The organism is Microcoleus sp. Pol8_D6, assembly GCF_036700965.1.
Classification (GTDB): domain Bacteria; phylum Cyanobacteriota; class Cyanobacteriia; order Cyanobacteriales; family Microcoleaceae; genus Microcoleus.
This window is the reverse complement of sequence record NZ_JAUBPW010000068.1, coordinates 20,909-37,281: the sequence shown is the minus strand read 5'-3', so window position 1 is coordinate 37,281 and position 16,373 is coordinate 20,909. Positions and strand designations below refer to the sequence as shown.

General features: G+C 45.7%; 12 protein-coding genes and 1 pseudogene. 4 read left to right on the top strand and 9 right to left on the bottom strand.

The window, feature by feature from the left end:
• Positions 1-23 precede the first annotated feature (23 nt).
• The 5 genes from QUA10_RS23040 to QUA10_RS23020 all read right to left on the bottom strand — a co-directional run bounded on the left by QUA10_RS23040 (position 24) and on the right by QUA10_RS23020 (position 3,729).
• Positions 24-239, bottom strand: coding sequence for a DUF5996 family protein (locus tag QUA10_RS23040; RefSeq protein WP_333086381.1), 216 nt, complete (start codon positions 237-239; stop codon positions 24-26).
• 32 nt (positions 240-271) lie between these two features.
• Positions 272-547, bottom strand: coding sequence for a UBP-type zinc finger domain-containing protein (locus QUA10_RS23035; protein ID WP_333084875.1), 276 nt, complete (start codon positions 545-547; stop codon positions 272-274).
• Positions 548-583: 36 nt separating this feature from the next.
• Positions 584-1,162, bottom strand: coding sequence for an antibiotic biosynthesis monooxygenase (locus QUA10_RS23030; RefSeq protein WP_333084876.1), 579 nt, complete (start codon positions 1,160-1,162; stop codon positions 584-586).
• Positions 1,163-1,231: 69 nt separating this feature from the next.
• Entirely contained in the window at positions 1,232-1,624 is a 393-nt protein-coding gene (locus QUA10_RS23025; protein ID WP_333084906.1) for an iron uptake porin, read from the bottom strand.
• A gap of 134 nt (positions 1,625-1,758) precedes the next feature.
• The gene (locus QUA10_RS23020) at positions 1,759-3,729 is read right to left on the bottom strand and encodes an amidohydrolase (RefSeq protein WP_333084877.1); all 1,971 of its coding nucleotides are present in this window, start codon (positions 3,727-3,729) and stop codon (positions 1,759-1,761) included.
• 182 nt (positions 3,730-3,911) lie between these two features.
• Here QUA10_RS23020 and QUA10_RS23015 point away from each other — a divergent pair.
• A pseudogene (locus QUA10_RS23015) lies at positions 3,912-4,606 on the top strand (IS1 family transposase).
• Between the two features lie 131 nt (positions 4,607-4,737).
• Here the strand turns inward: QUA10_RS23015 and ycaC are convergent.
• The 4 genes from ycaC to QUA10_RS29180 all read right to left on the bottom strand — a co-directional run bounded on the left by ycaC (position 4,738) and on the right by QUA10_RS29180 (position 7,124).
• Positions 4,738-5,400 carry an isochorismate family cysteine hydrolase YcaC gene (ycaC, locus tag QUA10_RS23010; protein ID WP_333084878.1) on the bottom strand — a complete coding sequence of 221 codons (663 nt, stop codon included), beginning with the start codon at positions 5,398-5,400 and terminating at the stop codon, positions 4,738-4,740.
• A 162-nt stretch (positions 5,401-5,562) separates the two neighbouring features.
• On the bottom strand, positions 5,563-6,261 hold the full coding sequence (locus tag QUA10_RS23005; protein ID WP_333084879.1) for a hydrolase: 699 nt from the start codon (positions 6,259-6,261) through the stop codon (positions 5,563-5,565).
• Between the two features lie 236 nt (positions 6,262-6,497).
• On the bottom strand, positions 6,498-6,653 hold the full coding sequence (locus QUA10_RS23000; protein ID WP_333084880.1) for a hypothetical protein: 156 nt from the start codon (positions 6,651-6,653) through the stop codon (positions 6,498-6,500).
• A gap of 144 nt (positions 6,654-6,797) precedes the next feature.
• On the bottom strand, positions 6,798-7,124 hold the full coding sequence (locus QUA10_RS29180; protein WP_445243603.1) for a WD40 repeat domain-containing protein: 327 nt from the start codon (positions 7,122-7,124) through the stop codon (positions 6,798-6,800).
• Positions 7,125-7,341: 217 nt separating this feature from the next.
• Here QUA10_RS29180 and QUA10_RS22995 point away from each other — a divergent pair, with 217 nt between their 5' ends.
• The 3 genes from QUA10_RS22995 to QUA10_RS22985 all read left to right on the top strand — a co-directional run bounded on the left by QUA10_RS22995 (position 7,342) and on the right by QUA10_RS22985 (position 16,221).
• Positions 7,342-7,683, top strand: a complete 342-nt coding sequence (locus QUA10_RS22995; RefSeq protein WP_333084881.1) for a winged helix-turn-helix domain-containing protein — start codon at positions 7,342-7,344, stop codon at positions 7,681-7,683.
• 873 nt (positions 7,684-8,556) lie between these two features.
• The gene (locus QUA10_RS22990; protein WP_333084882.1) at positions 8,557-15,579 is read left to right on the top strand and encodes a PAS domain S-box protein; all 7,023 of its coding nucleotides are present in this window, start codon (positions 8,557-8,559) and stop codon (positions 15,577-15,579) included.
• Between the two features lie 12 nt (positions 15,580-15,591).
• Complete coding sequence (locus QUA10_RS22985) at positions 15,592-16,221, top strand: response regulator transcription factor (protein WP_333084883.1); 630 nt, start codon at positions 15,592-15,594, stop codon at positions 16,219-16,221.
• Positions 16,222-16,373 lie beyond the last annotated feature (152 nt).

The following is a 16,373-nucleotide window of genomic DNA, read 5'->3' as shown; positions in this document are numbered from 1 at the left end:
ATCGCATCTATCACGGGATGGGATTATATTCTATCGGCACTAAATACTGTAGCATAATTTTGGAGAATTGGTATTAGATAGAAAGGAATATGCCAGGAATGATTAATCCACGGAGTTTGGGCAAATCGGATTTTGCCGATGATTTGAGTCCACATGTGCAAGGTGGCATAGGTCTCTTGCCATGCGTCCAGGGGTAAACTCGGCCAAATATCTGTTAGGGCAGGCTGATTTAACATCATGATTTCCTCGCGAGTAGAAAAGGGGCGCGTGATCAATAGTTCTTCTGTTGTTGGTCGGTAAAACACCACAGCCATTGTTCTCCCAATTCGGCTGAACTAATCACCGCATGTCCACTTTCTTCGTAATGGCGGCGAGCGTGTTGATTTTTAGACGAGTCGCAGCACAGCATTTTGCCGCAGGTTTGACAAATTCTCAAGTGAACCCAGCGATCGCCAATTCGCAGGCATTCCTCACAGCGGAATACCGGGTAATTGGCTTTTGAAATCATATCCTCTAGCGTCAGTTCGTTCAGGTGTTGACAAGACATGGAAGATTCCTGTGAATGTGCAAGATATGTACTCGATCAAGTGGGATACAGCCATTTGTGAAAGAGCTGGGTGAGGCGCGGCATAATCACGTAGGTCAGCAGGGCAACCGTTAGACCTGTAACCAACAACGTTCTGAGCAATACCGGAAGCCCAGCTAGGAGTGGTACTAGCAAACGATTGAGAATAGATATCGTAAAAAACACTGCCAGCCATGTGACGATCGCCATTTTGTAGCGCGGGGGTGGAGCCTTCATCGGCTTGTCAGGAAGCGTAAACCAGGTTTCCAGCCCAGTCAGGGTTTGAATTGCTTCTGGCTTTTCAATTAAGGGTTGCAGTCGCTCAATCCATTCTTGCCGAATATCTGATTCAATCCAGGTTTTGAGATTGTTGTAGCAATCGAACTTGAGAATGACCACGTATTCAGGATGATCATGATCATGAGGTCGAATCGTGCTGACACCTAAATGTCCCTTGAATTTTCGTGCATCTGCGGCGATGCCATGAAACCATGCTTCATAACCTTGTTCACGTCCTGGTCTCACGATATGAGAAATCACGGCGGTGACTAGATAGTTTTCTTGACTGGTATTACTCGCCAATGGTTCTTCCAACATAGAATTTAACAGTCTGGGAAATTGGATGGTTAAAACAGGAAAACAGCTCTTACCGTGCCTGTATAGACTCTAAAACTGAAACGTCGTCCGAATGGTGCCAACAAAAATCGTGTCATTATTGCTGTTGTGTTCAGGGTTGGTAATGACGATTACACCAGGAGTGATTGAGAGATGGTCGTTCATTTGAAACTGGTAGAAGATTTCAAAGTGCAATGAGGTGCTACGATCGATTACTCCAAACTGATTGCTGATCACTTTAGGCGGTTGTCCAAAAACAAAGCCTAATAAGTTTCCTTCCTTACCCAAATCTGGAAATCCAAAATTAACTGCGTAGTAAAAAATTTCAGCAGTAGGAGCGTTGGAGAGGTCTTGCGCCGATGCCCGGAGATATCCTATCCATCCTCCCAATCTAAAAGCAGGGTTAACAAGCCAGGAAGCTATAAGACTATAGCTATCCCCCAGGAAGTGCTTAACTTGTCACGAATGGAGCGCTGGGGACAGCCAGTTAATTGCGATGGGTCGTAAACTTCGTATGTATAGCGAGTCTGTCCAGACAAGTCAGTCGTAAATGAGCATTTAGGGTTTTGCAGAATGCCTTAAATAGAACACGCACAGCCCATGCCTCCCCAAAATCCGGCTAAACTCCCAACCTTGCTTAGTAACGCTGACGACAACTGGCTACTGGAACGCTGACTTGGAGAACAACAGCCTAAAGAGGAAGGTCGATAAGACGAAGCCGCAGGAATCGTTGTTTTGTTATGGTAGCCCCCATAATGGGCAACGGGAGACCAATCCGGGCTAACAGGTAAGGGAGGTGGGGCTAAGGTTTGGAATTCATCGGTTGCATATACGGGTTTGCCGTTGACAAGGGTTAAGACCGATTCCAAGCTTTTGATGCGTTCCTCTGGAATCGAAAAGTAATCCTCCGAGAGAACCGCCAAGTCGGCTAACTGACCGGGTGCGATCGCACCTTTATTTCCCTCCTCATTGGAAAACCAAGCCGCATTTGTCGTGTAAATCCTCAGCGCCTCCATGCGGTCAAACCGATTTGCCTCTGGATACAGCGACATACCACCAACTGTCTTACCACTAACCAGCCAGTAAAGACCCACCCAAGGGTTATAACTAGCAACTCGCGTTCCATCCGTTCCGCCACTGACAGGGACTCCCATTGCCAGCATTTGTTTAATGGGAGGAGAGTTTGCTGTCGTCGTTTCCCCATAGCGATTGACAAAGTATTCGCCCTGATACGCCATGCGGTGCTGAATGGCAATTCCTCCACCCAATGCTTTCACCCGTTCGATGTTGCGTTGGGAGATAGTTTCGGCATGGTCCAAAATCCAGTGCATACCCTCGAAAGGTATCTCGCGATTGACACTTTCAAAAACACTGAGAAAGCGGGTGATCGATTCGTCGTAAGTGGCATGGAGGCGGAACGGCCACCGATTTTGAGCCAGCAGCATTACCACATCTGTTAAGCTGGACTCCATCGTTTCTGGAAGATTCGGTCGAGGTTCGACAAAATCCTCAAAGTCCGCAGCAGAATAAACAAGCATTTCTCCTGCACCATTCAAGCGATAAAAATCATCCCCTTGACCAGGAGTAGCAATCTTACTCCACTGCTCAAAGTCATCAACTTCCTGGCCGGGGCGCTGGGTGAATAAATTGTAAGCTACCCGAACCGTCATTAAACCTTGCTGGTGGAGTTGATTAATGATTTGATAATCATCCGGGTAGTTTTGTCCACCTCCCCCTGCATCAATAACGCTGGTGATGCCTAAGCGATTCATTTCACGCATATAGTGGCGAGAGGAATTAAGCTGGTCTTCTGGACTCAGCTTTGGTCCTTGGGCGAGGGCAGCATAAAGCAGGGTTGCATTGGGTTTGGCGATGAGGAGTCCAGTGGGATTCCCGTTGCGATCGCGTTGAATTTCTCCTCCCGTTGGATTAGGAGTAGTCTTGGTGTAGCCAAGGGCGCGTAGTGCGGCGCGATTGAGTAAGGCAAGGTTATAAAGATTGAGGATGAAAACTGGAACATCTTGAGAAACTGCATTAATTTCCTCAAGAGTCGGCATTCGACGTTCGGCAAACTGAAACTCCGTCCATCCCCCTACGACTCGTACCCACTGCGGTGCTGGAGTTCTTCGTGCTTGTTCTCGCAACATTCGTAAGGCATCCGCTAGAGACGGCACGCCATCCCACCTGAGTTCCATGTTGTAGTTAAGACCACCACGAATCAGATGAGTATGGGTATCATTAATTCCCGGTATAACCGTCCGCCCCCTGGCATCAATAATCTGGGTATTATCGTCCTTATATGCTATGACCTCTTTATCCGTACCGACGGCTAGAAAGCGACCTTGACTAATAGCAACCGCTTCGGCAAAAGAACGTCGGTCATCTTGAGTTGCAATGCGAGCATTCGTAAGGATTAATTCTGCCTTTGCATCTGCATTAAAAGCTGTGGTTGCAAACGTCCGGCGCTGTCCTAACAAATAAGACGAAACTCCTGCTCCTAGAGTTAGTTGGAGAAAATCTCTCCTGGTTGTTCTGCGCTTGTTACTCATGAGAACAATTCAAAGTCTAAAATACAAAATTGGTTAGGCTAGGAAATAGGCGCTGTAATTGGCAAAGTTCGCTGCATCTGAAAACTTCACACTAAATGTAGATTAGCTCGAAGGCGTTGCTGAAAAACTAATGGTTATCATGGTAAAAGAGGAATAAGTAGAGTGGACGGAGGTTAATCCCGATGAAGTGTCCGGCGTTGCGACTCAAACGAGATATATAAGAATGGTCATCGTACTGAGAGACAGTGCTACAAATGCAAGCAGTGCGGTCGCCAATTCCTCGAAAGCTATGGCGATTGGAAATATTCTGACGATGTTAAGCAACTGTGCCTGAAAATGTACCTCAATGGTATGGGGCTGCGGGGCACCCTTGCGAGTCACCGGAATCCACCACACTACGATCATCCACTGGATAAGGGAAGCTGGTTGCCAAATCCCTGATGCGCCTGAGATCGATGAAATCCCCGAAATTACAGACCTTAATGAACTCCAGACCAACATTTGCAACAAGCGTAATAAACTTTGGATTTGGACAGCAGTGAATCACAAGCAACCAGGAGTCTTAGCCTGGACAATCGGAGATCGTGCGTGCAGAAACTTTTAAGCCTTTGTGGCGGATTGTCAAGTGTTGGCAATGTTTCTTTTATGTTACTGACGGCTGGCCAGTATATCCAATTTTTATCGAAGATGCCGACCACATTGTCAGTAAGACGTATATGACAAGGGTGGAAGGAGAAAACACTAGACTAAGACATCCGGATAGCTCGACTACATCGCAAAACAAGAGTGCTACTCCAAGTCGGTTGAGATGTTGAAGTTTTCCCTACGGTTATTGCTGCACTATCTGAAATATCAAACTATTCCTTTACCGACTTAAATCATTACCCTTTCAGCAACGCCAGCTCGAAAAACCTTCGCCAACGAGCATATTTACTTATGAAGTCTAGATGCCTGACCTAGTGGCATACCCAGCGTTGGCAGAAAGTCCTTGATAACTGGTATACAGCCTTAACTTGTCACCAATGGGCGTTCGCGATTGGCAGAGCCAGCATTTGATGTTGTTGCATAGCTCGTCATTAGGTTTTTGTAGTCAGGAATAAACTTTGCAAGGATATTACCTAGCCCTTCAATATCGTTACGCCAATCACGGTGCAATTCACAAACAACGCTAAACCAATTGACCAACTGAGCGCCAGCACGAGACATCCGATCCCAAGCTGCATCGCGGCAGGCTTCATCGAAGGTGCCAGAGGCATCAGTGACAACAAAAACGTCATACCCTGCCTCCAATGCTGAAAGCGCGCAAAAAGTGACACAGACATCCGTGACAATTCCGGCAATAATCAATTGCTTCTTACCCGTTGCTTCTACGGCTTTAACAAATTCCTCATTGTCCCAAGCGTTGATCTGTCCGGGGCGCGGAATGAAAGGAGCATCAGGAAACTTCTCCTTCAGTTCCGGCAGGATGACTCCATTGGGACCGTCCTCAAAGCTAGTAGTCAAAACAGTAGGCAGGTTGAAAAACTTGGCTATACTTGCTAGCGCTAGCACATTATTTTTGAAGTCGGCAGCACCAATATCACGCACAAGCGAGAACAGTCCAGTTTGGTGATCCACCAGTAAAACCGCAGCATTATTCTTGTCTAGACGATTGTACTTGAATGTAGACATTAGGTAATTCTCCTATTTGAGTGATTGGTGAATGAGGAATTGCAGGATGGAATTAGGGATAAGAGAGTTTCTGTCCCTAACCTGCTGTTTGTCATAGCAGGGACGAAGACTGTGTTTAGAGAGGATTTCCCTCGCTAATCTTCTGGTGGCAATGGGATTTTACTATCGACCCATGAAGATGGAGGAATTGCTGACCTGGACAGGTTTGCCGTCCGCTGGAGGGGTTGTTGCAAGGAGCTGAAGTTCCCATGCAAGGGCAACCGCACTAGCACCGCCATGCTCAAGAAGAATCTCTGATACACCCGCAGATGTTTCTGTGCGTGCCCAGTCACGTTGCCATTCAGCAAGTACAGCCATCCAGTTGATTGGAACTGCACCCGCCTGAACCATCCGGCGAACCGCCATGTCATGAGCTTCCGCAGTAACACTGCCCGAAGCATCGGTAACGATGAATACTTCATAACCTTCACCCAGCGCCTGGATTGCTGGCATTGCGAGACAAATCTCGGTCCAAAGCGCAGCAAGTATAAGTTGCTTGCGGCCACTTTTCTTCACTATATCTGTCACATTTGGATCTTCCCAGGTATTGATGAAAGTGCGGTTAATCGGTTTTTGATCGGGAAAAACATCCTGTAGTCCCTTAATGATATAACCCCCTCTTTCTTCAATGACTGTGGTCAGGATTGTGGGTACGTTGAACACCTTTGCCGATTTGGCAAGACCAATAACATTGTTAATGATCATCGTAGGTTCATGGCTGTTCAAGTTGGTGAACTGATAGGGCTGGTGGTCAATCAGTACCAGGATGCTATCTTCTGAACGAAGCAGTCCTTCTAGACCGATTTTTTGATTTTTAGACATTGAACTCTCCTATTTGAGCGATTGGTGAATGAGGAATTGCAGAATGAAATCAAAAGCTAAACATCTCTGCTTGTGCTTTTAAATGAAACGTCTGTTTACCCTCAATGGTTGATGAAGTAAGCGATCGCGCCATGAACTGAGTCTGCAAGACAACCCCAAATTTCACCACTTAAGATCCGTGAGTTAAGCATAGAGTTAAGGTGTTCGCGTCGCGTGTTCAAAGGGCGATCGCTTCACTATGAAATTGCTCCTAATGCTTTCAACGTCGTTGCTTGAGCGTGCGTTAATCCAGTTGCACCTTGAAGATTCATGCCTTCAAGCATGGAACCGTGCAATTTACTTGCTCGATCCATTTGCATGACTGTTTGCACAAATTCAATATAGGTGGTCACCTTCAAGCTGTCGCCTATAGCAAGTTAAATTTTTTACAGTGCAAATTGATAGATTAACCGTTCCATCGCAGAGTAGAAGGCTGGCTCTAACTTAAGTTAGAATCCGAATTCGATCGAAAGTACATTCATACAATTGATCGACCATCAATGTCTGAATGCAAAATCCGGTAGCGATGTCCCACACTTTAAGGGTGCGGTGTGATCGTCACTGCCACTGATTAAAAACTGACCATCTGGGCTAAAGCTGACTGACGTGACCCAACTGGTGTGTTCGTGCAAGACGTTCAAACAAGATCCAGTTTGCAGATTCCAGAGCCGAATAGTCTGATCGCCACTGCCACTCGCTAATAGTTGATTATCAAGGCATACAGCAACCGACCAGATCCCACCCGTATGCCCCCGCAAGATTTTTACACTTTCACCAGTTTGTAGATTCCAGACTCGGATGGTTCGATCAAAATTACCGCTGATTAGCTGCCGATCGTGGGCTGCAAATGCTAGGGTGATACCAAATCCGGTTATGATAGACTACTTATAATCACATAAAAATAAAAAGCGATGCCCAAAAAAGCATATTTGGCAAATCATCTCAATGCTAATGAACTGAAAGAAAAATATCTCACAAGTCAAGACCCAGTAGAAGCAAGGAGATGGCATATATTATGGAAAGTTGCATGATAGATGGACAATGAAAAATAGCGCAATAGCGGTGGGGCTAGATTATCAATACGTGAAAAAAGTTGTTAAAAAATATAATGAGTTAGGAGTAGAAGGAGTCAAAAACAGGCGCAAAGAAACTCAGACTCATATCAGAGGAAAAACCCCATTATTAAGTGAACAACAATTGTCAAAATTAGTGACAGCACTGCGTTCAAGACCCGAAGATGGCGGCATCTGGACTGGACCCAAAGTAGCGAGGTGGCTGGAGAAAGAAATCGGCAGAAAAAAAGTAGGCAATCAAAGAGGATGGGATTACTTAAAAAAGTGCAAATACTCTTGGCAAAAACCGAGACCTAAACATCGCTCTTGAGCCCAGGAGGATTTCAAAAAACAGTTGCCAGTATTGGTCAAAGAACTGGAACAGCAATATCCTGAAGCTCAAATAGAGGTGTGGTTCTTTGATGAGCATAGAGTGGGACTTAAACCGATACTTCGGAAAGTTTGGTCTCCCATAGGAGAAAGACCGATAGCAGTAGTACAGCATCGGTATGAATGGTTATAGGTTTATGGATTTGTTGAACCCAAAACCGGAAGAACTTATTGGTATTTAATTCCTCGCGTAGATACGAGGTGGTTCAACCTGGTGTTGAAGACATTTGCGGCCGAAGTTGGTGCAGAGTAGCCAAAAATTATTTTGTTAGTTCAAGATAGAGCCGGATGGCATACCAGCCCAAAAGTCGAGTTACCAGCAGGAATAATTAAGGAATTTCTACCCCCATATTCTCCAGAACTCCAACCGTGCCGTCAAGATTATGGTCGTTAGTAGATGAACCTTTAGTTAACGAGCATTTTGAAAGTATTGATGAGTTAGAAGATGTTTTAGCTACCAGATGCTGTGTTCTTCAACAAATGAACAATGAAATCAAAAACCTGACCAATTATCATTGGTTTAACTATGGTTGATTTGTTAGTATTCTATGATAACCTGATTTGGTATGAAAACCCCTCCTGTATGCCCCTGCAATACATACCGGCACACCCCAGTAATACGGCTCGCCGTCAGAGTATCTCTGCCTTCCAGGCTATTTCCCATGCCCTTGCCTCACACCAGTCTGATTGGCTACTGAGTTGAGCAATTACAAGTCAAGATATAAAGATCTACACAAGGAGCTTTATATTCTGGAGTTTGGCAAGCGATATACTTTGGGAAACGGATGACAGTCCTTTATCGAGGGAGCATTCAATGATTACCCTGCCTGGAATTACTATCCACAGCAAAATCTATCAGAGCTTAGTTTCTTTGGTGTATCGGGGCATCAGAGAGCAAGATAATTGTGCAGTGATTGCCAAAGTTCTCAAGCAGGATTATCCCTCTCCTCATGAATTAACTCGCTATCGGCAGGAGTATGAAATTACTCGTTTTCTCAACATTGAAGGCGTAGTCAAGGCATACAGCCAACAAGACTACCAGCGCACGCTGGTTCTTCTTTTAGAAGACTTTGGTGGAGAGTCTTTAGAATGCTGGATGCGGCAACAATTAGACTTCTCTCCCATGCCGCTGTCGGTTTTTTTGAATATGGCGATCGCCATTACTGATACTCTAGGCAAAATCCATGCGGCTCATGTCATCCATAAAGATATTAATCCTGGCAACATTGTCTTTAATCCGAGGACTGGCGTTGTCAAAATCATTGATTTTGGCATTGCCACTCGCTTCAGTCGTACCAATCCCACATTCAAGAGTCTCCATCTTCTAGAAGGAACCCCCGCCTATTTGTCGCCAGAGCAAACCGGACGAATGAACCGGATGCTCGACTATCGCACCGACTTTTATTCACTGGGTGCAACCTTCTACAAACTGTTGACGGGACAATTGCCGTTTCCCACCAGTGATCTCCTGGAACTAGTTCACTGTCACATTGCTACACCGCCGATTCCCCCGCACGAATTGAATGCCACGATTCCCCAACCTGTTTCAAACCTGATTTTGAAACTGATGGCAAAAAATGCAGAGGATCGTTATCAAAGTGCCTGGGGCATCAAAGCAGATCTAGAGCGCTGTGCCCAACAACTGGCGGAAATGGGTCAGATTAACGCCATATCGTTGGGACTGCAAGATGTTTCCGAGCAGTTCTGCATTCCTCAAAAACTGTATGGGCGAGAAGCGGAGATTTCAGCATTATGGGTGGCGTTTGACAGAGTGGCACGGAGTAAGGGAGTCCGTGAAATAATGCTGGTCTCTGGTTACGCTGGCGTTGGTAAAACAGCATTGGTACAGGAACTCTTTAAACCGATCACCGCAAAGCACGGCTATTTTATCTGGGGTAAATTTGACCAATTCCAGCGCAATATTCCCTACAGCGCGATCGTCGATGCTCTGCAAAGATTGGTGCAGCAACTCTTGGGCGAACCCAATGAACAGGTGGAAGTATGGCGATCGCGTCTACTCACTGCCTTGGGAAGCAACGGACAAATTATCATAGATGTCATTCCCGAAGTTGAGTTCATTATTGGCAAGCAGCCACCTGTGCCCGAAGTTGGAGCAACAGAAGCACAGAATCGCTTCAATCTCACGTTTCAAAGGTTTGTGCGGGCGTTTTGTGCAAAAGAGCATCCCCTAGTCATCTTTTTAGACGATCTACAGTGGATCGATTCTGCGACGTTGAAGTTAATTGAACTCATATTGCTTGACGAGCAAACTCAATCCCTGTTTTTGATCGGAGCCTATCGAGATTATGAAGTGTCTTCAACGCATTCATTAATTTTGATGCTGGAGAGCTTGCGAAATCAGGGGGCAGCGCTTCAAGAAATTACCCTGCCCCCCTTAACGCTGGAACCGTTGACTCAACTGGTGGCTGAGACATTACATCGCAATCCTGATACCGTTCGTTCCTTAGCCCAAGTCGTGTTGCGTAAAACCGAGGGCAACCCTTTCTTTGTTGGTGAATTTTTGAAGCTGCTGTATGGTGAAAACCTGTTGACTTTTGATGCCCAACAGTTGAGTTGGCAGTGTAACTTAACTGAGATTGAAGCTCAAGATATCACTGCTAATGTGGTGGAGTTGCTGCTGCGTCAGTTGCAGAAATTACCGGAAGCAACACAGCAAGTTCTCTCCATCGCTGCTTGTGTTGGGTCTGAGTTTGATTTAGAAACGTTGGCGATCATTTGCGAAAAATCACCGAAAGCAATTTTTCAGGATCTACTAGCAGCAATACAAGCTGAATTAATTCAACCTTTATCTGAATTAGACGAAAACTTGTTAGTTCAAGACTACAAGTTTCTGCACGATCGCGTTCAGCAAGCGGCTTATGCTTTGATTGATGAATCGCAGAAACAAGTAGTTCATTTCCAAATCGGTCGTAATTTGTTCAAAAAAACTTCACCAGAGCAACGATCCGATCGATTGCTTGAAATCATCGATCATCTCAATCAAGGAATTGAGCTAGTCACTGCTCGATCAGAACGAACTGAAATTGCCAGATTGAATTTAATGGCAGGTCAGAAAGCAAAGGCAGCAACGGCTTATGAAGCAGCTTTTAAGTATTTCACTACAGGGCTTAAACTCCTCAATTCAGAGAGTTGGCAGAGTGAGTATGATCTGACCTTAGCGCTGTACTCAGAAGCAGCAGAAGCGGCGTATCTCCAGGGTCGCTTTGATGAGATGGAACAGTTGGTAGAAGTGGTACTCGCTCGTGCCAAAACAGTGGTTGACAAAGTGCAAGTTTACGATAGCAGCATTCAAAGATATTTGTCACAGGGCAACCTGAAAGAAGCACTCAAAATTGGCTGGAAAGTGTTGAAGCTCCTGGGAGTGATTTTACCAGAAAATCCAAGTGAGTTAGATGTTCGAGGCGGATTGGAGTCAACGGCGGGACTACTTGCTGAACGAGAAATTAAAGACTTGATTAATTTACCAGAGATGACTGCACCAGAACCGCTAGCAGCAATGTCAATCCTAGCGAATATAGGGTCTGCTGCATTCATAGTATCACCAGCACTGTGGATACTGATTACGTTCAAAACGGTAAATTTATCAATCAACTACGGGAATGCTATCTGGTCATCACTGTATTATGCCTGCTACGGGTTGGTTCTATGTGGAGTTGTTCAAGATATTGAACTCGGCTATAAATTTGGTCAATTGGCTCTTACCTTGGCAGAACGATTGAATACCAAAAAAGGCAAGGCTAAAGCATTACACGTATTTAGTGACCAGATTATGCAATGGAAAGTACATCTTAAGGAGACGATACCACTGCTGGTTGAGGTTTATCAGGAAGGAGTGGAAAGCGGAGACTTTGAATCTGCTGGTTATGCTGCATATGAGGTGTGCTACCACTCGTTTTTTGTCGGTGAGGAACTCACCCAACTGGAACAGAAAACGGCAACCTACAGCAAAGCGGTTGATCGAATCAGACGGGAAAGTCCCTCAACTTGGATTGCAATGGTGTGGCAGACCATTCTTAATTTGTTAGATAGGTCTGAGAATCCCAGTCGCTTAGTTGGTCGGGTGTTTAATGAAGAGGAGGCGTTATCACACGCTATTGCAGTTAAAGATGGAACTGCAATTCAAATGCTATATCTGCACAAAATCATACTATTTTATCTATTCGGAGAATATCATCAAGCTGTACAGACTGCCATTTTGGCAAGGCAACATTTTGAAGAAGCGAGGGCAATAGGAGTTTTACCTGTATTCTGTTTCTATCATTCGCTGGCGCTTTTGAGCCTATTGCTCGATGCTTCAAACTCTGAAAAATCAGCTTGGCTAAACTCTTTTAACACCAACCAAGAAAAGATGCAAAAATGGGCGAGTCATGCCCCGATGAATTATCTCCATAAATTTCATCTGGTCGAGGCAGAGAAAGCGCGAGTTTTAGGGCAGTTTTTTGAGGCTGAAGAGTTCTATGAACAAGCGATCGCAGGTGCTGCTGAAAATGAGTATATTCAGGAAGAAGCACTCGCTTATGAATTAGCGGCTAAACATTATTTAGCGCGAGGTCGAGAAAAAATTGCTCAAACCTACATGAAAGAGGCGCACTATTGCTACGCTCGCTGGGGCGCCATCGCTAAAGTTAAAGACTTAGAAACTCGCTATCCACAGTTCTTTTCTCAGTCGTCTAGAGCCGCTTCCACATCAATTCCTATTACTGCTGAAACTATCTCTAATTCCTTCCATACCGCTTTCGATTTGGCAGCAGTGATGAAAGCTTCACAGGCAATTTCTCGTGAAATTGAACTGAAGCAATTGCTGCGATCGCTGATGCAAACTTTAATTGAGAATGCTGGCGCACAAACCGGATATCTGATTTTAGAAAACTCAGGAGAATGGTCGATTGAAGCGGCTTGTGAACTCAATGCCGATGAGAATGCTTGTGCAACTCAGGTGTTACAGTCTATTCCAATTTCCGATCAATTGCCAGAATCAATCATTCAATATGTGATTCGGACTCTGAAGCCTGTCATCTTAAATGATGCGACTCGTGAAGGTGCTTTTATTAATGAGCCATACATTCAACAGAGCCAGCCTCAATCTGTTTTCTGTTTGCCGCTGCTAAATCAAGCCAAGCTGATCGGTGTACTGTATTTAGAAAATCGGTTAGCAACTGGAGTATTCACACCAGAGCGATCGCAGGTCTTGCAGCTATTATCGATTCAAGCAGCGATCGCCATCGAAAATGCCAACCTTTACTCAGAACTGCGGGCTAAAGAAAGCAAGATCACCCAGTTCCTCGAAGCGATTCCAGTGGGAATTGCGATCGTGGATGCGAAGGGTTGCCCTTACTATGCCAACCAATGCGGCAATCAACTCGTGGGCAAAGAAACTGATCCTTCCATAGCACCAGAGCAGATCTCAGAGGCTTATCAGCTTTATGTAGCGGGAACGGATCAAATCTATCCAGCGGAGAGCTTGCCTATTGTGCGGGCATTAAGAGGCGAACGCATCAGGACTGAAGATATAGAAATTCGTCGAGATAATGTCACAATTCTACTGGAGGCACGGGGAACGCCAGTTTTTGATCGACAGGGCAATATCACTTATGCGATCGCTACCTTTCAGGACATTACAGAGCGCAAACAAGCCGAGAAACTCCTAGCCGACTACAACTGCACTTTAGAGCAACAGGTTGCAGAACGAACTGCTGCGTTACTACAAAGTGAGGCCAATTACCGCAACCTGCTACAAACCGCGAATTCAGTCATAATTCGCTATGACACGCAAGGACGGATTCATTACATAAATGATTATGGGGTGAAACTTCTGGGCTATGAAGAACACGAGCTTTTAGGGCGAACCCTATTTGAAACAATCATTCCAGACATCGAAACCTCTGGACGCGATGTCAAACCCTTTATCCATGATTTACTTCGGAATCCCAAATTGTACCCGAAAGGCGAGAGTGAAAACCTGTGTCGAGACGGTCGGCGAGTTTGGCTTGCCTGGTCTAATCAAGCCATCTTCAATGACCAGGGAGAGTTCGTTGAAATCTTATCGGTTGGAATGGACACCACCCAGCGTAGACAAGCAGAAGAGGCATTACAACGCAGTGAAGTTAAGTTCAGAACTATTTTTGAAAACTCACAGGTTGGCATCTTCCGTACCCGCCTCTCGGATGGATTACTTCTCGATGCCAATCAATGCTATGCCAATCTGCTTGGCTTTGATTCATCAGAGGAGATGATTGGGCTTGAACACGCCACAGACTACTATGTAAATCCCAGCGATCGCCAACAATTCCTTGAGGTGCTGAAGCGGGATCGGGAAGTGCGAAGCTATGAAGCACAGGGGCGAAAACGAGATGGGACAGTGTTTTGGGGACTTTTCTCTGCTTATCTGAATGCAGACGATGACTACATTGAAGGGGTGATTGCGGATATTAGCGATCGCAAACAAGCAGAAGCCGCTCTACAAACGAGTGAAGAACGACTACGCTTAGCATTAACCGCTTCAAATCAAGGACTCTACGATTTCGATTTAAAGACTGAAGAAAGAATTGTTAACCCGGAATACGCTTTAATGCTGGGCTACGATCCAGCAACATTCCACGAAACCATTCCTGAATGGATTGCTCGTTTGCATCCTGATGACAGAGAATCAGTTGTCGCAACCTACCGTGCTTGTATTACTGGAGAAATCCCCAACTTTCAAGTAGAGTATCGCCTTCGTACCCAGGATGGTCAGTGGAAATGGATTCGTTCTGTCGGCAAAATTGTTACCTGGAATGAATCCGGTGAACCCATCCGAGCGTTGGGAGTTGTTACGGATATCAACGATCGCAAGCAAGCAGAAGCAGCATTGCAAGCCTCTGAAGCAGAACTGCGGGCGCTCTTTTCAGCCATTCCCGATCCATTATTTGTACTGACTGCTGAAGGGCGATTCCTTGAAATCATCGTACAGGAGCCAAATCTGCTATGGCAACCCATTGAGGAGATGATTGATAAAACCATGCATCAACTCGGAAAGGAACAAGCCGATGAATTTCTAAGTTATATTCAGCAGGTGCTGAGAACCCAACAAACCCTCACAGTCGAGTACAGTGCGTTTCTAAATGGACGAGAAGCCTGGTTTTCGGCTCGCATTGCACCAATCGACCACGATCGGGTGATTTGGCTAGCGCGAGATATTACGGCGCTGAAGCAAGCAGAAGAAGCCTCGATTCTGGAAGAGCGCAACCGCATGGCACGCGAAATTCACGACACACTCGCTCAGTCGTTTACAGGTATTCTGGCTCAGGTAGGTGCTGCAAACCAGGTGCTAACGGATGATTTAGAAGCAGCTCAGGCACACCTAGACCTGATTAAAGAATTGGCGCGAACTGGACTGACTGAAGCGCGGCGATCGGTCGTGGCACTCCGTCCCCAGCTTTTGGAGGAGGGCAGTCTACAGAGCGCTCTACATCGTCTCATCGCTCAAATCAGAACTGCCGCAATGGATGTCACTCTATATTATGAGATTGAGGGTGCAGTGTATTCTCTACCCACTGAAGTCGAGAATAACTTACTACGAATTGGGCAGGAAGCATTAACTAATGCGATTAGATACGCCAATGCTGACGAAATTCGAGTGGAGCTAGTCTACAATCGCGACCAGTTTTGCTTGCGCGTGAGAGACAATGGACAGGGCTTTGGAGTTGGAAGTATTTCAGCCTCTGAGGGTTTTGGCTTACTCGGCATGAGCGAACGGGCTGAGCGCATCGGCGCACAACTCACGATTAGGAGTCAACCTGGACAAGGAACAGAAATTATTGTCACCGTCAACCTTTGAGTGAGCATTACAATGAGCCAAGCTACGACCATTCGGGTTCTGATTGCGGACGATCACGCCATTTTTCGGCAAGGATTAGCCACGATTATTAACCGTGACCCAGATATGCAGGTGATTGCACAAGCCGAAAATGGGGAACAGGCGATCGCCGCCTTTCGGGAACACCAACCAGATGTAACGCTAATGGATCTGCGAATGCCTGAAGTGGAAGGAGTTGCCGCTATCAGTGCAATTTGTGCTGCTGCTAAATCGGCTCGGATTATTGTACTAACCACGTATGATAGTGACGAAGATATTTATCGGGGATTGCAGGCAGGCGCAAAAGGATATCTGTTGAAAGAAACTGAACCTGACGAGCTTCTGAATGCTATTCGTACCGTTCATCGGGGTCAGAAGTATATTCCGCCCGATGTAGGAGCAAAGTTAGTACAGCGCCTCAGCAATCCAGAACTGAGTGAAAGAGAACTGACAGTCCTCCGCTCACTGGCGCAGGGGATGAGTAACGCTGAGATTGCGGCTGCTTTGAGCATCGGTGAAGGTACAGTTAAATCCCATGTCAATCGGATTTTGAATAAGTTGGATGTGAGCGATCGCACTCAAGCGGTGATTGTTGCCGTTAAGCGCGGCATTGTCAGTTTGTAGGGTGTACTTTCGATCAAGTTGAGAGTCTAACTTAAGTTAGAGCCGGCCTTCTACTTTGCGATGGAACCATTACTCTATCAATTTCTACTGTCAAACTTTTAACTCACTATAGACGACAGCTTGAAGGCGATCTCCTATATTGAATTTATGCA